The sequence below is a fragment of the Streptomyces sp. NPDC006711 genome, from assembly GCF_042869775.1.
Classification (GTDB): Bacteria; Actinomycetota; Actinomycetes; order Streptomycetales; family Streptomycetaceae; genus Streptomyces.
In genome coordinates this window covers 291893-313741 of the sequence record NZ_JBIAGO010000005.1, presented here as the reverse complement: position 1 = coordinate 313741, position 21849 = coordinate 291893, and the positions used below count along the sequence as shown (strand labels likewise).

Annotated in this window: 17 protein-coding genes; 8 read left to right on the top strand and 9 right to left on the bottom strand. The window is 71.9% G+C overall.

Annotated features, from left to right (window positions below; all coding sequences use genetic code 11):
• Positions 1–221 precede the first annotated feature (221 nt).
• A complete protein-coding gene (locus ACFYM2_RS14210) occupies positions 222–2609 on the top strand; it encodes a chitinase C-terminal domain-containing protein (RefSeq protein WP_388836253.1) in 2388 nt (795 codons plus the stop codon).
• 94 nt (positions 2610–2703) lie between these two features.
• On the opposite strand, the gene ACFYM2_RS14205 is transcribed toward ACFYM2_RS14210, so the two are convergent.
• On the bottom strand, positions 2704–3843 hold the full coding sequence (locus tag ACFYM2_RS14205) for an ROK family transcriptional regulator (protein ID WP_388460213.1): 1140 nt from the start codon (positions 3841–3843) through the stop codon (positions 2704–2706).
• A gap of 124 nt (positions 3844–3967) precedes the next feature.
• On the opposite strand from ACFYM2_RS14205, the gene ACFYM2_RS14200 reads away from it, so the two are divergent.
• From ACFYM2_RS14200 to ACFYM2_RS14190, 3 genes are all read left to right on the top strand, one after another.
• Positions 3968–5170 carry an MFS transporter gene (locus tag ACFYM2_RS14200; RefSeq protein ID WP_388836146.1) on the top strand — a complete coding sequence of 401 codons (1203 nt, stop codon included), beginning with the start codon at positions 3968–3970 and terminating at the stop codon, positions 5168–5170.
• Between the two features lie 188 nt (positions 5171–5358).
• Positions 5359–6747 (top strand): uracil-xanthine permease family protein, encoded by a 1389-nt coding sequence (locus tag ACFYM2_RS14195; protein ID WP_388836143.1) that lies wholly within the window; start codon positions 5359–5361, stop codon positions 6745–6747.
• A 249-nt stretch (positions 6748–6996) separates the two neighbouring features.
• Positions 6997–7638: a DUF5995 family protein gene (locus ACFYM2_RS14190; RefSeq protein ID WP_388836250.1), complete on the top strand. Its 642-nt coding sequence runs from the start codon at positions 6997–6999 to the stop codon at positions 7636–7638.
• Between the two features lie 6 nt (positions 7639–7644).
• Here ACFYM2_RS14190 and ACFYM2_RS14185 read toward each other — a convergent pair whose 3' ends face one another.
• The 4 genes from ACFYM2_RS14185 to ACFYM2_RS14170 form a co-directional block, all read right to left on the bottom strand.
• Positions 7645–9336, bottom strand: a complete 1692-nt coding sequence (locus tag ACFYM2_RS14185; RefSeq protein WP_350229287.1) for an NAD(P)/FAD-dependent oxidoreductase — start codon at positions 9334–9336, stop codon at positions 7645–7647.
• 69 nt (positions 9337–9405) lie between these two features.
• The gene (locus ACFYM2_RS14180; RefSeq protein ID WP_388836140.1) at positions 9406–10203 is read right to left on the bottom strand and encodes a carbon-nitrogen hydrolase family protein; all 798 of its coding nucleotides are present in this window, start codon (positions 10201–10203) and stop codon (positions 9406–9408) included.
• 596 nt (positions 10204–10799) lie between these two features.
• On the bottom strand, positions 10800–11255 hold the full coding sequence (locus ACFYM2_RS14175) for an Lrp/AsnC family transcriptional regulator (protein WP_261714895.1): 456 nt from the start codon (positions 11253–11255) through the stop codon (positions 10800–10802).
• On the bottom strand, positions 11242–12735 hold the full coding sequence (locus ACFYM2_RS14170) for an amino acid permease (RefSeq protein WP_358996648.1): 1494 nt from the start codon (positions 12733–12735) through the stop codon (positions 11242–11244). Before ACFYM2_RS14170 ends, ACFYM2_RS14175 begins: the two co-directional genes overlap by 14 nt.
• Before the next feature lie 362 nt (positions 12736–13097).
• Between ACFYM2_RS14170 and ACFYM2_RS14165 the strand changes: the two genes are divergently transcribed.
• Positions 13098–14138 (top strand): GDSL-type esterase/lipase family protein, encoded by a 1041-nt coding sequence (locus tag ACFYM2_RS14165; RefSeq protein WP_388460225.1) that lies wholly within the window; start codon positions 13098–13100, stop codon positions 14136–14138.
• Between the two features lie 59 nt (positions 14139–14197).
• Here ACFYM2_RS14165 and ACFYM2_RS14160 read toward each other — a convergent pair whose 3' ends face one another.
• The 3 genes from ACFYM2_RS14160 to ACFYM2_RS14150 all read right to left on the bottom strand — a co-directional run bounded on the left by ACFYM2_RS14160 (position 14198) and on the right by ACFYM2_RS14150 (position 16553).
• Positions 14198–15679, bottom strand: coding sequence for a GuaB1 family IMP dehydrogenase-related protein (locus ACFYM2_RS14160; protein WP_358996642.1), 1482 nt, complete (start codon positions 15677–15679; stop codon positions 14198–14200).
• A 65-nt stretch (positions 15680–15744) separates the two neighbouring features.
• A complete protein-coding gene (locus tag ACFYM2_RS14155) occupies positions 15745–16122 on the bottom strand; it encodes a barstar family protein (RefSeq protein ID WP_358996639.1) in 378 nt (125 codons plus the stop codon).
• Entirely contained in the window at positions 16119–16553 is a 435-nt protein-coding gene (locus tag ACFYM2_RS14150) for a ribonuclease domain-containing protein (RefSeq protein WP_388836136.1), read from the bottom strand. Before ACFYM2_RS14150 ends, ACFYM2_RS14155 begins: the two co-directional genes overlap by 4 nt.
• A gap of 71 nt (positions 16554–16624) precedes the next feature.
• Between ACFYM2_RS14150 and ACFYM2_RS14145 the strand changes: the two genes are divergently transcribed.
• From ACFYM2_RS14145 to ACFYM2_RS14135, 3 genes are read left to right on the top strand one after another with little or no spacing between them, the layout of a single operon-like run.
• Positions 16625–18208, top strand: a complete 1584-nt coding sequence (locus tag ACFYM2_RS14145; protein WP_388836133.1) for an ATP-dependent DNA ligase — start codon at positions 16625–16627, stop codon at positions 18206–18208.
• A gap of 4 nt (positions 18209–18212) precedes the next feature.
• Positions 18213–19562, top strand: coding sequence for a glutamine synthetase (locus tag ACFYM2_RS14140; protein ID WP_388836130.1), 1350 nt, complete (start codon positions 18213–18215; stop codon positions 19560–19562).
• Complete coding sequence (locus tag ACFYM2_RS14135) at positions 19563–20651, top strand: amidohydrolase family protein (protein WP_388836127.1); 1089 nt, start codon at positions 19563–19565, stop codon at positions 20649–20651.
• Between the two features lie 67 nt (positions 20652–20718).
• Here the strand turns inward: ACFYM2_RS14135 and ACFYM2_RS14130 are convergent, their stop codons facing one another.
• The gene (locus ACFYM2_RS14130) at positions 20719–21768 is read right to left on the bottom strand and encodes a sugar-binding transcriptional regulator (protein WP_261714903.1); all 1050 of its coding nucleotides are present in this window, start codon (positions 21766–21768) and stop codon (positions 20719–20721) included.
• Positions 21769–21849: the final 81 nt, after the last annotated feature.

Genomic DNA, 21849 nt, shown 5'->3' with positions numbered 1-21849 from the left:
GGTGAGGCGATGTGGCCTGGCTCACAGATCGCCGGGCGCCGGGGCCCTCGCCCGCCGGGGGCCACCCCGCCTTTGGTCCATACCTATTGACGCACTGGTCTAGTCCTTTTAATCTCTGCGTCACCTCCGAGGAGAGGGCCGCCGGTGTGCGCACGCCGGGGCCACGCACGACCACCGCCCTGTTCGCCGTGTTCCGCCCCACCTCCCAGGAGGAACCGCTCGTGCTCTCCCCCACCCGCAGACGGGCCGCGCTGCTCACGACCGCCACCGTGGTCGCGGGGCTGCTGTTCGGCTCGCTGTCCACCGGCGTCTCGCAGGCCGCCGTCGACAACGAGGCCTGTCGTCCCGACGGCCTGTACAAGACCCCGGGCGTCGACGTCCCGTACTGCTCGGTGTACGACACCGCCGGCCGCGAGAAGATGGGCGCCGACCACCAGCGCCGCGTCATCGGCTACTTCACCGGCTGGCGCACCGGCCAGGACGGGACGCCCGCCTATCTCGCGTCCGACATCCCGTGGGACAAGGTGACCCACATCAACTACGCCTTCGCGCACGTCGGCGCGGACAACAAGATCTCCGTCGGGAGCGACAGCGAGAAGAACGCCGCGACCGGTATGACCTGGCCAGGCGTCGCGGGCGCGGAGATGGACCCCTCGCTCCCCTACAAGGGCCATTTCAACCTGCTCAACAAGTTCAAGAAGCAGCACCCCGACGTCAAAACCCTGATCTCCGTGGGTGGTTGGGCCGAGACCGGCGGCTACTTCGGTGACGACGGCAAGCGCGTGGACTCCGGCGGCTTCTACGCCATGGCCACCAACGCGGACGGCTCCGTCAACCAGGCCGGCGTCGACACCTTCGCCGACTCGGCGGTCGCCTTCATCAAGAAGTACGGCTTCAACGGCGTCGACATCGACTACGAGTACCCCACCACGATGAAGGACGCGGGCAACCCGCTGGACCTGACCCTCTCCAACGCCCGCAGGGCGGGGCTGGTCAAGGGCTACGCGGCCCTGATGAAGTCGCTGCGCGAAAAGCTCGACCGCGCGGGGGCGGCCGACGGCAGGCACTACCTGCTCTCGGTGGCCGCGCCGTCCTCGGGCTATCTGCTGCGCGGCATGGAGACGTTCCAGGTCCAGCGGTACCTGGACTACGTCAACATCATGTCCTACGACCTGCACGGCGCCTGGAACCAGTACGTCGGCCCCAACGCCTCCCTCTTCGACGACGGCAAGGACGCGGAACTCGCGGCCGCCGGGGTGTATTCGACCTCCCAGTACGGCGGGATCGGCTACCTCAACGCCGACTGGGCCTACCACTACTTCCGCGGCTCGATGCCGGCCGGACGCATCAACATGGGTCTGCCGTACTACACCCGCGGCTTCGAGAACGTACAGGGCGGCACCAACGGCCTGTGGGGCAAGGCGCCCTCGACCACCTGCCCGGCCGGCGCGGGCCTGACCACCTGCGGTGACGGCGCGGTCGGCATCGACAACCTCTGGCACGACCTGGACGCGAACGGCAAGGAGGCGCCGGCCGGGTCCAACCCGATGTGGCACGCCAAGAACCTGGAGAAGGGGATCGTCGGCGACTACGTCGGCAAGTACGGCCTCTCCGCCACCACCAAGCTGACCGGCAGCTACGTCCGCAACTACGACTCGACGCTGGTGGCGCCCTGGCTGTGGAACGACCAGAAGAAGGTGTTCCTTTCCACCGAGGACGAGCAGTCGGTGGGCGCCAAGGCCGACTACGTGGTGGACAAGGGCATCGGCGGCACCATGGTGTGGGAGCTGGCGGGCGACTACGGATGGAACGCGGCGAAGGGCCAGTACGAGCAGGGCTCCACACTGACGAGCGAGATGTACGACAAGTTCAAGTCGGCCACCCCGTACGGCAACAAGCGCTCCGCGGTCGACCTGCCCGCACAGGCGCTGGACATCGGCGTGGACTTCGGGCAGTTCCCGCTCGGCGACTCCAACTACCCCATCAGCCCCAAGGTGACGATCACCAACAACACCACGGCGGCGCTGCCGGGCGGCACGGAGTTCCAGTTCGACTACGGCACCTCCGCCCCGGCCAACGCCAAGGACCAGTCCGGGTTCGGCACGACGATCGTGCGGGCCGGCCACACGGCCGCGAACAACATCGGCGGACTCAAGGGCGACTTCAACCGCGTCTCGCTGAAGCTGCCGAGCTGGCAGACGCTGGCGCCGGGCGCGTCGGTCACGCTGGACTTCGTGTACTACCTGCCGGTCTCCACGCCCTCGAACTGGACGGTGACCTACGGCGGCAGGACCTACGCGCTGACCGGCGACCGCACCCGGGGGGCGGTCGTGACCGACCCGGGCCCGGCGTCCCCCTCCCCGACGGCGACGCCCACGCAGACGCCGACACCGACACCGACCGCCTCCGGCTCGACGAGCCCTTCACCGACGCCGACGGCCCCCGGTGGCACCTGCGCCGCGCCCCTGTGGACGGCGGGATCCTCCTACGGCGGGGGCACGACGGTGGCGTACAAGTCGCACACGTGGAAGTCCAAGTGGTGGACCAAGGGCGAAGAACCGGGTACTACCGGTGACTGGGGGGTCTGGCAGGATCTCGGCGCCTGCTGATCCGGCCCCTCCCGAAGACGCCCGGCGGCGGTCTCCCGGCCCTTGGCCGCCGCCGGGTCCCACTGTCTGACGCATCATCAGGCGGCTTACGGTGTCAGGCCTTTGGGGCGAAGAGCTCGTCCTGGGCGGCGTCCCGCGCGGTCAGGAGGGCTCCGCCGAGGACCGCGCCGTCGCCGAGTTCGCTCGGCCGGACCTCGGTGGCCAGCGGGGTGAGGGCGGCGAGCGCGCGCTGGACGCGGGCGGCGAGCAACTGGCCGCCCGCGTGGCCCAGTTCGCCGCCGAGCACGATCAATCCGGGGTCGAGGATGGCGACGACGCTCGCCCCGCCGATCGCGATCCGCTCGGCCAGCGCGTCGAGGAAGGGCCCGTCCGCGTCGCGCACCGCCTCCTGAACACCAAGGGTCCTGCCGTGCCGGGCGGCGAGGCGCGCCACCGCCCCCGTGTGCACCAGGTCGTGGAAGCCGCCGTCGCAGCTCGTCGCGGACGGCAGGCCGCCGGTGCCGGGCACCGGCAGGAAGCCGATCTCGCCCGCGCCGCCCGACGCGCCCCTGCGCAGCTTCCCGTCCAGGACGAGGGACGCGCCGATGCCCTGCCCGAGCCACAGCAGGACGAAGGTGTCCCGCCCCCGCGCCGCGCCGAGCCGCTGCTCGGCCACCGCGGCCAGGTTGGTCTCGTTCTCGACGAGCACGGCGGCGGGCAGCCGCTCGGCCAGCGCGCGGACGAGTTCGCGGTGCCAGGCGGGCAGTCCCGTGGTGTCGCGCAGTTCACCGGCGGCCGGGTCGATGAGGCCGGGGGCGCCGACGACGACGCTGTGCAGCCGCTCCGCGCCGGCCTCCTTGGCGGTGCGCTCCAGGAGGGCCACGACCTGCTCGACGGCCGGCCCGGTCCCCGTCCCCGGCTCGACCGGCAGCCTCGCCTCCGCGAGCGCGGCGCCGAGCAGGTCGGCGACCACGAGCGAGACGCCGTCGGTGCGCACGTCCAGGGCCGCGAGGTGGGCCCGGTCGGCGACGATCGCGTAAAGGCGCGCGTTGGGGCCGCGCCGCTCGGCGCCCGACTCCCCCACGACATGGACCAGGCCTGATCCCTGGAGCCGTTCGACGAGGTCGGCGACGGTGGGCCGGGACAGTCCGGTGAGGTTCTTCAGCTGGCCTGCCGTCAACGGGCCCTCGTCCTGGAGGAGACGCAGGGCGAGCCGGTCGTTGATGGCCCGGGCGGTGCTCGGGGATGCGGGCATGCCGGGAATCCTTCCAGATCGACGGTGGCGGGATCGCACCCGTCCTATTTATCAGGCAGGGTTCCTGATAGCTTACGCCCGGGCGGTCGCGGAAGCCGCCCCGGAGGGAAGGGGAACCCGGCCGATGGATTACCAACCAGCTCTGGATGAGCGGCAGTTGAAGCGGGCGAGGATCGCGGTCGCCGCAGTGTTCTGCGTCCATGGCGCGGTGACCGGCAATTTCGCCACCCGCGTCCCCTGGATCCAGGAGCACGCGGGGGTCTCAGCGGGACAGCTCGGGCTCGCCCTCGCCTTCCCGGCGATCGGCTCGTCGCTGCTCATGCCGCTGTCCGCCGCGATCACCCACCGCTTCGGGGCGCGTGCCGCGCTGCGCGGGCTGCTCGCCCTGTGGACGCTGGCGCTCGTCCTGCCCGCGCTCGCGCCCAACATCTACACCCTGTGCGGCGCCCTGTTCGTCTACGGGGCGAGCTCGGGGATGGCGGACGTGGCGATGAACGCCCTGGGGGTGGAGACGGAGAACAGGCTCGGCCACTCGATCATGTCCTCGCTGCACGGCATGTGGAGCGCGGGCGCCCTGATCGGTTCGGCAGCCGGCACCCTCGCCGCGCACCTGGGCGCCGACGCGCGAGTGCACCACGCGGTGGCGGCGGGCGTGCTGACCCTGCTCGGACTCGTCGCCTGCCAGGGCGTCCTGGACCTGCGCAGCGCGCCGGGCGAGGCCGCGCCGCCCCGGTTCGCGGCGCCGCCCAAGTCGGCGCTGATCATCGGCATGGTGGCGTTCTGCGCGGTGTTCGCCGAGGGCGCGAGCCTGGACTGGTCGGCGGTCTATCTGCGCGACGTACTGGACACCTCGGCCGGTACGGCGGCGGCCTGCACCACCGCTTTCACGCTGACCATGGCCGTGGCCAGGCTCGCGGGCGACAAGGGCGTGGACCGCTTCGGGGCGATGCGCACGGTGCGCGGCGGCGGCGTCCTGGCCACCCTGGGCGGCGTGCTGGTGGTGACGGCGCCGGGGCCCGCGGTGGCCATGGCGGGATTCGGCCTCATCGGTCTGGGCGTCGCGGTGGTGGTGCCGCTCGCCTTCGCGGCCGCCGCCCGCAGCGGCCCCAACCCCAGCCAGGCCATCGCGGGCGTCGCGACGATCACGTACACCTCGGGCCTCGTGGCGCCGTCCGCGATCGGGGGCATCGCCGACCTGACCTCCCTGGTGGTCTCCTTCGGCCTGGTGACCGTGCTCGCGCTCGGCCTGGTGGCGGGGGCGCGGGTGCTGCGGGCCGGGGCGCGGCCCGAGAAGGCGGCGGGCGCGGCGCGGGTCACCCAGGCCTGAGGCGCGCGGCGCGGGTCACCATGAGGCGGCGCGGCGCGGGGGCGCCGAGGCCCGCGGCGAGGCGGGGGCCGGGGGCGGCATTAACATTTGGCCGGGACTTTTCGATCGGGCGGGCCGCGTCCCGGCAGCCGATCGGCCCGCATCCGCACCCGGAACACCCCCTCCCCTACGGACGAACTGGAGCGACCATGCGCCTCGGCGTGCGCTGGACCTTGCACGGCGACGGGCGGACCCCCGCTCCCGGAGCCGTCGTACGCCCCGACGAACGGCTCTCCTGGCCGCGCACGATCGGACTCGGCGCCCAGCACGTGGTGGCCATGTTCGGGGCGTCCTTCGTCTCACCGGTCCTCATGGGCCTCGACCCCAACCTCGCGATCATGATGTCCGGCATCGCGACGGTCATCTTCCTGCTCGCCACCGCGGGCCGGGTGCCCAGCTACCTGGGCTGCTCGCTCTCCTTCGTCGGCGTCGCGGCCGCGATCCGGGCCACCGGGGGCACCAGCGCCACCGTCACGGGCGCGGTCTTCGTGGTGGGCGTGGTGCTCTTCCTGGCGGGACTCGCGGTGCGGCGGTTCGGCGCGCGGATCATCCACGCCGCGATGCCGCCGGTCGTCACGGGCGCCGTCGTCATGTTGATCGGCTTCAACCTGGCGCCGGTGACCGCCTCGACGTACTGGCCCCAGGACCAGTGGACGGCTCTGATGGTGATGCTGTTCACCGGGCTCGCCGTGGTGTGTCTGCGCGGCTTCTGGTCGCGCATCGCGATCTTCCTCGGGCTGCTCTTCGGGTACGGCATGTCGTGGCTGCTCGACCGCGTCTTCGGCAAGATCCACTCGGTGCACGGCGGCCCGGGCGCCGTCGACCACTGGCGCCTTGACCTCTCCGGCGTCGGCAAGGCCGACTGGATCGGGCTTCCCGGCCTGCACGCGCCGAGCTTCCAGTGGTCGGCGATCCTGGTCGCGCTGCCCGTCGTCATCGCCCTGATCGCGGAGAACGCCGGGCATGTGAAGGCGGTCGGCGAGATGACCGGCACCGACCTCGACGACAAGCTCGGCACCGCGATCGCCGCCGACGGCGCCGCCTCCATGCTGTCGACCGCCGTGGGCGGCCCGCCGAACACCACGTACTCCGAGAACATCGGCGTCATGGCCGCCACCCGCGTCTACTCCACCGCCGCCTACTGGGCCGCCGCCGGATTCGCGCTGCTCTTCGGCGTGTGCCCCAAGTTCGGCGCGGTCGTCGCGGCCATCCCGGGCGGTGTGCTCGGCGGCATCACCGTCATCCTGTACGGCATGATCGGGCTGCTCGGCGCGCAGATCTGGATCAACGCCAAGGTCGACCTGCGCAATCCGCTGAACCTGGTGCCGGCCGCCGCGGGCATCATCATCGGCATCGGCAACGTCACGCTGAAGTTCACCGACAACTTCCAGCTCAGCGGCATCGCCCTGGGCACGATCGTCGTCATCACCGGCTACCACGTGCTGCGCGCACTGGCCCCGGCCCACCTCAAGCAGCAGGAGCCGCTGCTCGATTCGGGTACGTCGTCCTATGAGCCGGGTCGGGAGCGGCGGGGCTAGGGGGTGTCTGCCCTTACAACGTGGGCCGCTGTTCGCGCAGTTCCCCGCGCCCCTCAGGAAGGCATCCTCTGACTCGGGGGGTTCATCACTTTCGGGTGGGGGCTCGGTCGGCGGTGCTTTTTGTGGGGGGCGGGCTGGGACGCTGGCTCCATGACGCAGACCGAATGGACGCCGACGGGATGGACACCGGCCGGACCCGTCGAGCAGACCCGCCGCTTCGGCGGGCCGCTCGATCCCGTGGTCCGGCGGATGCGGGCGCTGCGGGCCGATCTGCCGGCCCGGGACGGCATCGCGGTCTTCAACCGCGTCTACCTGACGGTGACCGAGGAGATCTCCCGGCTCATCGCCCACGGCGGCTTCGCCGATCCGCACGCGGCGGCCACCTTGGACGTGCTGTTCGCCGGGCGCTACCTCGCGGCCGTGGAGGCGGCCGCGCGGGGCCGGCGCCCCCCGGACTGCTGGCGCCCGCTCTTCCAGTTCCGCCGCCACCCCGGTGTGCGCCCGCTCCAGTTCGCGCTGGCCGGGATCAACGCGCACATCGGGCACGATCTGACGCTCGCCCTGGTCGACAGCTGCCGGATCCTGGACTGCGAACCGGAGGTCCTGGAACGGGACTTCGACCGGGTGGGCGACGCGCTGATTCTGCTGGAGGAGCGGATCAGGGAGGAGCTGATGCCCGGACCCGACCTGTTCCAGGTGGCCGACCCCATGACGCATCTGCTGGCGTCCTGGAGTCTGGATCGGGCCAGGGACGCGTCCTGGTCGGCGGCGAAGGTGCTGTGGCAGCTGCGTGAACTCCCCTTGCTGGCCGAGGAGTTCACGGAGCGCCTGGACGCGGGGGTGGGCCTGGTGACCCGGTGTCTGCTGACCCCGCTCGCCGCCGCGCGCTGAGCGGCCTCAGTCCTCGGGCAGCTCGACCGGGGCGATCGAGTCGTAGAGGTCACCCGGGCCGGGGTTGCTCGCGTCGCTCGCGCCGCCGAAGTGGTGCATGACGCCCCACACCGCGTTCAGGGCGGTCTGCACGGCGCCCTCGGCCCATCCGGCCGTCCAGGAGATGTCGTCGCCCGCGAGGAAGATGCCCCGCTTGTCCTCGGGCAGCGAGTCCTGCATGAAGTGGGTGAACAGGCGGCGCTGGTAGCGGTAGTGCCCGGGCAGGTTCGCCTTGAACGCGCCCATGAAGTACGGCTCGTTCTCCCAGGACACGGTCACCGGGTTGCCGATGATGTGCTTCCTGATGTCGACCTTCGGGTAGATCTCGCCGAGCGACTTGAGCATGACCTCCATGCGCTCGCTCGCCGACAGCGGGAGCCACTTGAGGCTGTCGTCGCACCACGTGTAGGACAGGCAGATGACGGCGGGCTTGTCCGGACCGTTGTCCAGCAGGTAGGTGCCGCGCGTCATGCGGTCGGTGAGCGTCATCGACATGACGTCACGGCCGGTCTCCTCGTCCTTGTCCAGCCAGAACGGCCGGTCGACCGGCACGAACAGCTTCGAGGACTCCATGTAGTGGGTGCGCTCGATCGCGGTCCAGTGGTCGATCGGGAAGAGCGAGTCGTCGCAGGCGATCTTGGAGAGCAGCATCCAGGACTGCGCGGTGAAGATCGCGGCGCGGAAGGTGCGGATGTCGCCGTCGGCGTCCGTCACCGTGATGCGGTTGCCCGCGGTGCGGTGCAGCCGGGTGACGGCGGGCCGGGGCGCGCCGTCGTGCAGCGAGGAGAGCGAGGTGCCCTGCGCCCAGTGGATGATCTTCTGCGGTTCACGCTCCCACAGGCGCAGCGGCAGCTGCTGGGAGCCGCCGACGATGCCGCGGTGGAGGTCGTCGGCCTCGGTGTAGACGACGCGCAGGATCTCCAGGATGGAGTTGGGGAAGTCGGTGTCCCAGCCGCCGGTGCCGAAGCCGACCTGGCCGAAGATCTCGCGGTGCCGGAAGGACTTGAAGGCCTCCGAGTCGCACAGGAAGCCGTAGAAGGTCTGGTTGTCGAACTTCTCGACGAGCTTGGCCCAGATCTCGCGGATGCGCGGGATGTCGCGTTCGCGGATGGCCTGGTTCATGTCGGAGAAGTCGGCGCCCTCTTCCAGGCAGGCGTTCCACGCGTCCATGACCTCGCGGTACACCGCCGGCAGCTCGTCGACGGAGGTCGCGTAGTGCGACTCGCCCTTGAGGTCGACGACGGTGGAGGGGGTGTCGGGCGCGAGCGGGTTGGGGAACGGCTTGGTCTCAAGGCCCACCAGGTCGATGTAGTGCTGGAGCGCCGTGGAGCACGGGGGGAAGCGCATGGCGCCCATCTCGGCGCTGAGCTCGGGATCGCAGCCCGGGAAGCCGACGGTGCGCAGCCGGCCGCCGATCTGGTCGGCCTCGTACACGACGGGCTTGAGGCCCATCTTCATCAGCTCGTACGCGGCGACGATGCCGGACAGGCCGCCGCCGATGACCGCGACCTCCGTGCCGTGCTCGGTCGCGGGTATCTGGCCGAGCCCGGCCGGGTGCGCGAGGAAGTCGTCGTACGCGTAGGGGAAGTCCGGCCCGAACATCGTGACGGGCGGCTGCTCGTCGATGTGCTGGACGGCGGTGGGCACCGTGGACGTCATGGGGTACGGACTCCTTGCGCAGTACGGAAGTTGAGGGGGGAGGAGCGGCGGGGCCCGGCGGCCCGGGGCTCAGATGAGGGAGGCGTAGAGGCCGGGGCGGCGGTCGCGCAGGTAGGGGTTGTTCGCGCGCGAGGCGGCCAGGAACTCGGGGTCGACGTCACCGACGACCAGCTCGGTGCCGCGCCCGGCGCGGGCCCGGGCGGCGCCGTCGGGGCCGGCCAGGCAGCTGAGCCCGACGAACTCGAACTCGCCCTCGGGTCCGGTGCGGTTCACGTACGCGACGTACAGCTGGTTCTCGAAGGCGCGCACCGGCACGACGGACTCGGCGACGAACTGGAAGGGGTGCATCTGGGCGGTGGGGACCAGGAGGAGGTCGGTGCCGGCCAGGGCGTGGGCCCGTACGTTCTCCGGGAACTCCACGTCGTAGCAGATCATCATGCCGACGCGGAGGCCGTTCAGGTCGGCCTGGACGACGGCCTGGTCGCCCGGGGTGAAGGCCTCCTGCTCGAAGCAGCCGAAGAGGTGGGTCTTGCGGTAGTTCGCGAGGCGGGTGCCGTCGGGGCCGATGAGCTGGGCGGCGTTGTACACGGCGTCGCCCTCGCGCTCGGGGTAGCCGTAGACGACGGCCAGGCCGTGGCGTACGGCGATGTCCGCGATGGCCCGCGCGGAGGGGCCGTCGGCGGGTTCGGCGAGCTTGGCGATGTCGTCGCCGATGGCGTACCCGGTGAGGAACAGCTCGGGGCAGACGATGAGCCCGGCACCGGTCCCGGCCGCCCGGCCCGCCGCTTCGTCCAGCGCCTTCAGGTTCGCGGCGACGTCCGAGAGACTGCCGGAACTCTGGAGCAGGGCGGTGCGCAACGCGGGCATGGGCGGTCCTCGGGTGGGGCGGGAGTGCGGGGTGGGGTCACTAGACGGTACGTTCCGCTGTTCGCGGGGGACAAGGCGGCAGCGTTGCGTGTGGCTGCGTGAATCGTTGCGGAAGATTGCGCCCGCGCGGCGATTCGTTGCGCGAAGCGCCGTGCGGCGGGCGGGGCGGGGGTGCAGGCGTTTGCGCAGTTCCCCGCGCCCCTGGCGGCGCTGGTGCCGGCCCGCATGTGCTCGGTCAGCCCGTCCGGCGTTTGAGGACGAGGCCCCTCAGGCCGAACGGGGTCTGGGGCCGAGCCCCAGGGACCTCGCCTGCGGACCGTGCGTGGCTGGGCGCGCAGTTCCCCGCGCCCCTAACAGGGCTCATGCCCAGGCATACCCAGCCCGTCCGGCGATTGAGGACGAGGCCGTTCAGGCCGAACGGGGTCTGGGGCGGAGCCCCAGGGACCTCGGCTGCGGACCGTGCGTGGCTGGTCGCGCAGTTCCCCGCGCCCCTGGCGGGGTTGGTGCTAGCCCGCATGGGCATACCCAGCCCGTCCGGCGTTTGAGGACGAGCGCCCTTTAGGCGCGAACGGGGTCTGGGGCGGAGCCCCAGGGGGTCAGGCTGGGCTGCCTGAGGTGTAGCGGCGTAGGAGGGGGGAGAGGACCAGCACGGACTTCGTGCGCTCCACATACGGCTCGCCCGCAATCCGCTCAAGCACCCGCTCAAAGTGCCGCATGTCGGAAGCGAAGACCTGCACGATCGCATCCGCCTCCCCGGTCACGGTGGACGCGGAGGCAACCTCGGGATACCGCTCGAGCCCCCGCCTGATCGCATCGGGCGAGGTGTTGCGCCGGCAGTAGATCTCGATGAACCCCTCGGTCTCCCAGCCCAGCGCCGCCGGGTCCACCCGCACGGTGAACCCGGTGATCGCGCCCTCGGCCCGCAGCCGGTCCACGCGCCGCTTGACGGCGGGCGCGGACAGGCCGATCAGCGAGCCGATGTCCGCGTAGGAGCGGCGGGCGTCTTCGGCGAGCGCGTGGACGATGCGTTCATCGAGGTCATTGAGTCGCACTGCGGGTGGATCGCTTCTGTGAGGCGGGGGCCAGCCGGGAACGGCGGCGGCCGTATCCGAAGTAGATCACGAGACCGGCGGCCATCCAGCCTCCGAAGTACTCCCACGTGACCCCGTCGAGGTTCCACATGAGGTAGGCACAGGTGAGGAAGCCGAGGACGGGGATGAGCCAGCCGAGTGGCACGCGGAAGGTGCGCGGCATGTCGGGCCGGGTGCGGCGCAGGATGACGACGGCCACATTGACCAGCGCGAAGGCGAAGAGCGTGCCGATGCTGGTGGCGTCGGCGAGGCTGCCGAGCGGCACGGCGGCGGCGAGGACGCCGCAGAAGAGCGACACCGCGATGGTGTTGACGACCGGCGTCCCGCTGCGCGGACCGACCTTGGCGAACACCTTGGGGACCAGGCCGTCGCGGGACATCGCGAACAGGATGCGGGTCTGGCCGTACAGCACGGTCAGGACGACGCTCGCGATGGCGATCACGGCGCAGGCCGCGAGCAGGGTGGCCCAGAAGGAGTGCCCGGTGACGTCCTTCATGATCCCGGCGAGCGCCGCCTCCGAGCCCTCGAACTTCTTCCAGGGGCGGGCGCCGACGGCGACGAACGCGACGAGCACGTAAAGCGCCGTGACGATGAACAGGGACAGCATGATCGCGCGGGGCAGGTCCTTCTTGGGGTCCTTCGCCTCCTCGCCGGCGGTGGAGGCCGCGTCGAAGCCGATGTAGGAGAAGAACAGCGAGGAGGCCGCCCCGCTGACCCCGGCCGTGCCCAGCGGCATGAAGGGGGCGTAGTTGCCGGACTTGAAGCCCATGAAGCCGATCACGCAGAAGAGCACGAGCGCGGCGATCTTCACGCCGACCATGATCGTGTTGATGCGGGCGGACTCACGGGCGCCGCCCAGCAGCAGACCCATGGCGAGGATCACCACGATCAGCGCGGGCAGGTTGAATATCCCGCCCGTGCCGGGCGGCGCGGACAGCGCGTCGGGGATGGTCACGCCGATCGTGCCGTCGAGGAATTCGTTGAGGTACTGCCCCCAGCCGACGGCGACCGCCGCCACGGAGACCCCGTACTCAAGGATCAGGCACCAGCCGCAGATCCACGCGACGAGTTCGCCGAGCGTTGCGTATGCGTAGGAGTACGAGGAGCCCGCGACGGGGATGGAGCCCGCCAGCTCGGCGTAGGAAAGGGCGGAGAAGAGCGCCGTGATGCCGGCGAGCACGAAGGAGATCGTGACGGCGGGCCCGGCCTTGGGGACGGCCTCGCCCAGCACCACGAAGATGCCGGTGCCGAGCGTCGCACCGATGCTGATCATGGTCAGCTGCCACATGCCGAGCGAGCGCTTGAGGGACCCGCCCTCACCCTGGCCACCCTCCGCGACCAGCTCTTCCACCGGCTTGCGCCGCATCAGGCCATGCCCGGGGCGCGGGCCCCGGGCGGCGGGGGCATCGGTCGAGGGTGGCGCTGCGCCTTGATCCAGCACTGAGGTGGCTCCTTATCGCTGCCATCGGACGACGGGCGACCGCGACGGACCGGCCTTCCCGCACGAGGGGACATTCCGGGCAGCGTGAAGCCATCCCGTGGCCGGTTCCGCCGAGCAGGCGGTCCCCGCCACTCCACGTACGGCGAGAACCTTATGGGGTTCTTCTTCCCGGTCGTAATGCAGCAACCTTGCGCATCGATGGCCGATCATTGCGCGCGAGTGCGACAGGTGGACATTTGTTGCACATCAACGTTCGATCCGTGCGTACGCCCTGCTCAGGGCCCTGCCGACGGGCCCGTTCAGTGGCTCTGGTCACGGGGCCGCCTTGACACCTCCTCAGCCCTGTTGCAGGGTCGCGCCCCATGACGGCGCACATACCGCACACGACCGCCGGGCAGCCGGCCACGGGCTGGCTCGACCCCGCCCCCTTCCTGCGCGGGGTGGCCTGGCTGGACCCCGAGGGACGGCCGGTGCGGGCGGACCCGGACGACGTGATGCGGCTGCCGTGGGACACCGGGGAGCGGGCCGCGCTGCCCATCGGGACGCGGATCGAGTTCGTCGCGCGCGGGGCCACCTCGGTGGAGCTGCGCTACCGCGCCAGGGTGCCGGGCAGGGGTGAGGCGCTGCGCGAACTGGCCCACACCTTCGCGCTCTGGCAGGGCGAGCACTGCGTGGCCGAGACCACGGTGGCGCCGCACGAGGAGGGGCGCGTACGGATCCAACTGCCGCGCTCCCCCGGGCCGTTCACCATCCATCCGCCCGAATCGCAGGCGCCGGTGGTCGTCGGGGTGCGGGGCGTGGGCGGCGCCATCGCGCCGGCGTGCGCCCGGCCGCGCTGGCTGGTGCACGGGGACTCCATCACGGAGGGCTGGTGGTCGACCCGGCCCGCGCACGCCTGGCCGCTCGTCGCGGGCCGCAAGCTGGGCCTGGACACGGTGAATCTCGGCTACGCGGGCGGCGGCCGGGGCGAACTGCCCATCGCGGAACAGCTCGCGCGCCTGCGCGCCGATGTGCTCACGCTCGCCTTCGGCACCAACTGCTGGTCGGCGCCGTTCTCGGCCCCGCTGATGTACGAGACGCTGCTCGCCTTCGTGCGGCTCGTACGGCGCGGGCATCCCAGCACCCCGCTGCTCCTGGTCTCTCCGCTGCTCCACCCGGAGGCGGAGGAGACCCCGAACGCGCTCGGCGCGACGCTCGCCCAGCTGCGCGGCGCCATGGAGGACGCGGCCCGCGAGCTGATGGCCCAGGGCGACGGCCATCTCCAACTCCTGCCCGGGCAGGGCCTGTTGACTCCGGACCACCTCGCGGACGGGCTGCACCCCACCGACGAGGGCCACGCCCTGCTCGGGGCGGCGGTGGCACGCGCGCTCGCCCCGCACATGCCGGAGCCCCCGCGACCCTGAAACGTAAAAGGGCTCGCGGGGGCTCGGTGCGGCACCGCGCGATGCGGCGCGGCGGGAGGCTAGCTCCAGCTGGCGTGCAGCGGCTTGCCCTCGGCGTAACCGGCGGCGGACTGGATGCCGACGACGGCCTTCTCCTCGAACTCGGCGAGCGAGGAGGCACCGGCGTAGGTGCAGGAGGAGCGGACGCCCGCGATGATCGAGTCGATCAGGTCCTCGACGCCCGGGCGGGCCGGGTCGAGGAACATGCGGGAGGTGGAGATGCCCTCCTCGAACAGGGCCTTGCGGGCCCGGTCGTAGGCTGACTCCTCGCTCGTACGGTTCTTGACCGCGCGGGCGGAGGCCATGCCGAAGGACTCCTTGTACAGGTTGCCCTCGGCCGACATGTGCAGGTCGCCGGGGGACTCGTACGTACCGGCGAACCAGGAGCCGATCATGACATTGGAGGCGCCGGCGGCCAGCGCCATGGCGACGTCGCGCGGGTGGCGCACGCCCCCGTCGGCCCAGACGTGCTTGCCGAACTTCCTGGCCTCGGCGGCGCACTCCAGGACGGCGGAGAACTGCGGGCGGCCGACGCCCGTCATCATGCGGGTGGTGCACATGGCGCCGGGGCCCACACCGACCTTGATGATGTCCGCGCCGGCCTCGATCAGGTCGCGCACGCCCTCGGCGGCGACGATGTTGCCCGCGACGATCGGCACCTGGGGGTCGAGGCCGCGCACGGCCTTGACCGCGGCGATCATCGACTCCTGGTGGCCGTGCGCGGTGTCCACCACGATGGTGTCGGCGCCGGCGTCCAGGAGCTGCTTGGCCTTGCCCGCCACGTCGCCGTTGATGCCGACGGCGGCCGCGATGCGCAGCTTGCCCCGAGCGTCGGTGGCGGGGGTGTAGAGCGTCGCGCGCAGGGCGCCCTTGCGGGTCAGGATGCCGGCCAGGCGGCCGTCCTTGTCCACGGCGGGGGCGTAGCGGCGGTTGGCGCCGTCGAGCCTGTTGAAGGCCTCGCGCGGGTCGATGTCGGCGTCCAGGAGCAGCAGGTCCTTGGCCATGACCTCGGACAGCTGGGTGAAGCGGTCCACGCCCGTCAGGTCGGTGTCGGTGACGACACCGACCGGCCGGTGGTCGGCGTCGACCACGACGCCAGCGTTGTGGGCGCGCTTGGGCAGCAGGGCCAGCGCGTCGGCGACGGTCTGGGCCGGGGAGAGGACGATCGGGGTGTCGAGCACCAGGTGGCGCGTCTTGACCCAGGAGATCACCTCGGTGACGACCTCGATCGGGATGTCCTGGGGGATCACGACGATGCCGCCGCGGCGCGCCACGGTCTCGGCCATGCGGCGCCCGGCGATCGCGGTCATGTTGGCGACGACCAGCGGGATGGTGGTGCCCGTGCCGTCGGGAGAGGCGAGGTCGACGCCCTGGCGGGAGCCCACCGCGGAGCGGCTCGGCACCATGAACACATCGTCGTACGTCAGGTCGTACGGCGGCTTGATGTCGTTGAGGAAACGCACGTGCTGAACATCCCAGTCGTTCGAGGTGGCCCCAGGCATTTCAGCCAGGGGAAAAGCACGTAGTTCATTGTCCCATGTTCATACGATTGCGCCGCCCGGGCCGATCATCCAGGACCGGGGCGCGGGGCCTGGTGCGATCCTCCGAGCGCGAGGTGCACTGCCAGGGTTCCGTGCGGGCCCGTTCCGGCCGCCTCGCCCAGCACGTCCAGGGCGATGGCCCACTCGTCCGGCCGCTCGGCCGCGTACGGGCGCCAGTGGGTCAGGACCAGGAGGCGGCCGGGGTCGGCCGGGCCCCAGTCCGGATCGCCCAGGCAGTCGGCGAGGGCGTCCCAGTTCCGTCCGAACCACTCGGGAAGCACCAGCGCGGTGGCCACGCGGTCCATGAACGCGGCCTTGCTCAGCACCCCGTCGAGGTCGACGACGTCGACCAGCCAGCCCGTGGCCCGCAGGGAGTCGGAAAAGCCGTACGGTTCGGCCGTCATCGCAGCACCGCCTTGAACGTCTTGTAGTGGTCCCCGGTGTAGTAGAACTCCCCGCCCTGCCCGGTGATGAGCCGGCGGGCGCCCCGGTCACGGGAGCCCGGGGTGTCGACGGTGTACTCGTGGTAGTAGCCGCGCCCGCGCTGCGGCAGCGCCTTCTCGTAGTTGCCGAACACCACGCCGTCCTTGCTGTACGGGAAGGGGCCGCCCTTGTCGATGAGCCCGAGCGTCCGGCGCGCCTCGGGCGGCAGCGAGGCCGCCGCGACCGTGGCCATGCCCTTGGCCCAGCCGGGCGCCGACGCGGAGGCGGATGCGGATGCGGGGTGCGTGGAGCTTGACGATGTGGCCGTGTCCTTGCCCGCGCACCCGGCCAGGAGCACCGCCAGACACACCAGGAGCGGGGCGAGGACGAACCGGGCCAACCTGTTGATCATGTGGTGATGCTCCCATCCGAAGGCGCCGCGAGCGAATGCGTGGAGTGATGTTTCCGGGTCACGATGGAGTCATGCTCCTCGCCGACGTGGCCACGGCCTCCGCCGACATCGCCGCCACCGCCTCGCGTTCGAAGAAGTCCGCGCTGCTCGCCCGGCTCTTCTCGGCCACCGCGCCGGACGAGGCGCCCCTGGTGGTGACCTACCTCGCCGGCCGGCTCCCGCAGCGGCGCACCGGGCTCGGCTGGAGCGCCCTGAAGGACCGCCCGCCACCCGCCGCTTCGCCCTCGCTGACCGTGCGGGAGGTGGACGAGCGGCTTGACGCGATCTCGGCGGTGGCCGGCAAGGGCGCCCAGGGCGAACGCAGGCGGCTGGCCGGGGAGTTGATGGCGGCGGCCACCGCCGTGGAGCAGGACTTCCTGGTCGCGCTGATCGTCGGTGAGGTGCGCCAGGGCGCACTCGACGCGGCCGCCGTGGAAGGGCTCGCGGCGGCCTCCGGCGCGGCTCCGGCCGATGTGCGGCGCGCGGTGATGCTGGGCGGCTCGCTCGGCACGGTGGCCCGGGCCCTGCTGGCCGAGGGGCCCGCCGCGCTCGCCGCGTTCCGCCTCGATGTGGGGCGGCCCGTGCTGCCGATGCTCGCGCACAGCGCGAAGGACGTCGCCGAAGGGCTCGACCGGCTCGGCCCGTGCGTCGTGGAGGAGAAGCTCGACGGCATCCGCGCCCAGGTGCACAAGGACGGGGACACGGTGCGGGTGTTCACCCGCACCCTCGACGAGATCGGCGTCCGGCTGCCCGAAGTGGTGCAGGCGGCAAGGGAGTTGGCGGCCGACCGTGCCGTACTGGACGGCGAGGTGATCGCGCTGGGGCCCGACGGACGCCCGCGCTCCTTCCAGGACATCGCAGGACGCGTCGGGTCGCGGCTCGATGTCTCGGGCGCCCAGGACCGGCTGCCGCTCGTCCCCGTCTTCTTCGACCTCCTGTCGGTGGACGGGCGGGACCTGCTGGATCTGTCCGTGCGCGAGCGGCACGCCGAGCTGGTCCGCGTCGCACCCGAGCCCCGCCGGGTGCGGCGGTACGTGGTGGAGGATGCGGCCGATCCCGGACAGCGGCGCGCGGCCGAGGAGTTCGCCGCCCGGACGCTGGAGCGGGGGCACGAGGGCGTGGTCCTCAAGGCGCTGGACTCGGCGTACGCGGCGGGGCGGCGCGGCGCGTCCTGGCTGAAGGTCAAACCCGTGTACACGCTGGACCTGGTGGTCCTGGCGGCGGAGTGGGGCCACGGCAGGCGCACCGGCCTGCTCTCCAATCTCCATCTGGGGGCGCGCCGCGAGGACGGCACGTTCGCCATGCTCGGCAAGACGTTCAAGGGGCTCACCGACGCGCTGCTCGCCTGGCAGACCGGACGGCTGCGGGAACTGGCGGTGGCCGAGGAGCCCTGGGGGGTGCGGGTGCGGCCGGAACTCGTCGTCGAGGTGGCCTTCGACGGCGTACAGAGATCATCGCGCTACCCGGAAGGGGTGACACTGCGGTTCGCACGGGTAGTGCGCTATCGCGAGGACAAAGACGCCTCGCACGCGGACACGGTCGCGACGGTGACCGCTCTTTCCGGTTCCCGGCTCGGCCCGGACAGGGAGGAGCCCCCTCGCGACGGAAGGGAATGAAGCGGTGGAGCAGGGTCACGGCGCTGGACAGCGGGAGCAGGCACAACGGCGGGCACAGGAGGCCGGGCTCGCGGCTGCCAGGCTGACCGCGGAGGGGGTCCGGGCGGTCGCGCTGACCTGGGTGGACGTGGCGGGCCTCACCCGCGTCAAGGTGGTGCCGACCACGCGGCTCGCGCAGGTCGCGGCGCACGGCGTGGGCATGTCCCCCGTCTTCGACGTGTATCTGGTGGACGACTCGGTCACCACGAGCCCCCACATCGGCGGTCCCGACGGCGATCTGCGCCTGATCCCCGACCTCGACCGGCTCACCGTGCTCGCCGCGCAGCCGGGCTGGGCGTGGGCGCCGGCCGACCGGTTCGAGCAGTCGGGACGGCCCCACACCGCCTGCCAGCGCCAGTTCGCCCGCCGCATGACCGAGCGGGCCGCCGAGCACGGCATCGGGCTGCGGATGGGCTTCGAGACGGAGTGGGTGGTCGACCCGCCGCTCGCGGGGCCCGCCTACGGGATGGCGCGGATCGTCGAACGTTCGCAGTACGTGGGTGATGTGCTGGGCGCGCTGGAGGCGCAGGGCGTCGAGGTGTTGCAGATCCACCCGGAGTACACGCCCGGCCAGTTCGAGGTGTCGGTCGCCCCGGCCGATCCGGTGGGCGCGGCGGACCTCGCGGTGCTGGTGCGCGAGACGATCCGGGCGGTCTCCCTCCAGCACGGCCTGACCCCGTGGTTCGGTCCCATCATCGACCCCGAGGGCGTCGGCAACGGTGCCCATCTGCACCTCAGCCTGTGGCAGGACGGCCGCAACCTGTGCCGGGGCGGCGACGGCCCGTCCGGGATGACCGCGACCAGCGAGTCCTTCCTCGCCGGCGTCCTGGACGCGCTGCCCGCGCTGCTCGCCATCGGCGCCCCGAGCCCGGCGAGCTATCTGCGCCTCGCACCCTCGCGCTGGGCGGGTGCCTTCCAGTGCTGGGGGCCCGAGAACCGGGAGGCGGCGCTGCGTTTCGTGCCCGGCCCGCCCGGCGCCGAGGACGCCGCGAACGCGGAGGTCAAGTCGTTCGACCCGGCCGCCAACCCCTATCTGGTGACGGGCGCGGTGATCGCGGCGGGCCTGGCGGGAGTGGACGCGGGGCTGCGGCTGCCCGACCCGGTCGCCGGTGACCCCGTCAACGCCGAAGGCGCCAGGCGGCTGCCCGGCTCACTGCCCGAGGCCGTCGACCACTTCATGGAGTCGGCGACCCTGCGCGAGGCCCTGGGCGACGCGCTCTTCGAGGCGATCGTCGCGGTACGCCAGGGCGACACCAAGCTCTTCGACGGCCGCACACCGCGCGAGATCGCCGAAGCCACGCGCGGGAGGTACTGAGTGCTGCCGCTCGTGGACCACCACTGTCACGGCGTGCTGCGCTCCGACCCCGACGACGCCGCCTTCGAGGCGTTCCTGACCGAATCCGACGCCCCGGCGGCGAACGGCACCAGCTTCTTCGACACCCAGCTCGGCTTCGCGGTGCGCCGCTGGTGCCCGCCGCTGCTCGGGCTCGAACCGCACTGCCCGCCGGGGCGCTATCTGGCCCGCCGCCGCGAGCTCGGTGCCGAGGAGGCCAACCGCCTGCTGCTCTCCTCCACCGGGATCGGCACCTATCTGGTGGACACCGGCCTGCCCGGCGATCTGACCACCCCGGACGAGCTGGCCCGGCTCGGCGGGGCGGACGCGCGCGAGATCGTACGCCTGGAACACCTCGCGGAACGCACCGGTGACAAGGAGCGTGATCCGGACAAGTTTCTGGCGGTGCTGGACGACGCGATCGCTACGGCGGCGGGCACGACCGCCGGGTTCAAATCGGTGGTCGGATACCGGTACGGCCTGGACTTCGCGCCCGAACCGCCGGGCGGCGCCGAGCTCCGGGCGGCCACCGCCGCGTGGCTGTCCGGCGGGGCCGGGCGGATCACCGACTCCGTGCTGCTGCGCCATCTGCTCTGGTCGGCGGCCGGGACCGGGCTGCCGCTCCAGATCCACACCGGGTTCGGCGACCCGGACCTCAGGCTGCACCGCTGCGATCCGCTGCTGCTCACCGACTTCATCCGCGCGGTGCGCCCCACGGGCTGCCGGCTGATCCTGCTGCACGGCTACCCCTACCACCGGGCCGCAGGTTATCTGGCCCATGTCTACCCGCATGTGTACGCGGACGTGGGGCTCTCGCTCGGCCACACCGGGACGCGGGCCACAGCGGTCCTCGCCGAGTTCCTTGAGCTGGCCCCGTTCGGCAAGCTGCTGTTCTCGACGGACGCGTACGGCCTCGCCGAGCTGTACGTGGTGGGGGCCCGGCTCTACCGGGACGCCCTTGACCAACTCCTGAACGGCTGGACGGGGTCGGGGGCGTGGTCGGAGGCGGACGCCGACCGGGTGGCCGCCCTGGTGTCGGCGGGCAACGCCGAGCGCGTCTACGGCGGCTGAGGCTCCGGGGGCCGCGGCTCCGGGGGCCGCGGCGTGAGCACACCGGGGGCGCGGCGCCCCCGGTGGCTCAGACGCCGTCCGGGTCCGCGCGGTTCAGGGCGGGCCGGGGCTTGGGACCGGTCTCGTTGAGGAGGAAGTCGGCGGCGGCGGTGTCGGTGACGAGGCTGGTGACCAGGCCCGAGCGCAGCACCGCGTCGATCGCGGCCGCCTTGCGCTGGCCCCCGGCGATGGCGACGACCTCGGGAATGCGGCGCAGCCGGTCGGCCTCGACGGTGATGCAGCGCTCCCCCAGGTCACGGCCGACCCGGCGGCCCTGGGCGTCGAAGAGGTGCGCGGACATCTCGGCGGCGACACCGAGCGAGGCGTAGTGCGCCCGCTCCTCGTCGCTGAGCATGTCGTGCACGGTGGAGATGCCGGGCTCCCAGGAGCCGATGGACACCGCCGCGACCGTGACCTTGTCGAAGTACTCGAAGGCGCGGGCGATCCCGGTCTGGTTGCGCAGCGCGGCGGCGGTCGCCGGGTCGGGAAGCAGCATCGGGGCGTAAATGGGGTGGGCCTCGCCGCCGGAGACCTGGGCGGCCCTGCGCACCGCCTCGACGGAGCCGCGCTCGGCGGTGCCCGCGTCGTAGACCCCGGTCAGCTGGACCACCGTGCAGGGCGGAAGCCGGTCGAGGGCGGCGGCCATGTGGATGGTGGAGCGGCCCCAGGCCAGGCCCAGCACATCGCCCTCGCTGACCAGCTCACCGAGCAGATCGGCGGCGACCTCCCCCAGGTTCTCCGGGTCGGGCGAGGTCTCCTCGCCCTCGGCCGGGGACTCCACGACGACCGCGTGCCGCAGCCCGTACCGGGCGCGCAGGGCGTCGGAGCGCTCCGCGTCCAGTTCGGCGGGGACGCGGATCTCGATCCGGACGAGATCGCGTTCCAGGGCGGTCTCCAGGACCCGGGCCACCTTGAAGCGGCTCACGCCGAACTCCTCGGCGATCTGGATCTTGGACTTCCCCTCCAGGTAGAAGCGGCGGGCCATGGCCGCCGCCTGCACCAGCTCCGCGGGTCCCATCCGCAGGGCTGACCGACCCGCCGACATTGCAGACACCGCGATCTCCTCACTGCTGTTCACAACTGCTGTTCACGCACCGGACTCGCTGTTCATCCTGTCAGATACAGCGGTCCTTGATCAGCCCCGGAGGGTTCCGTTCAT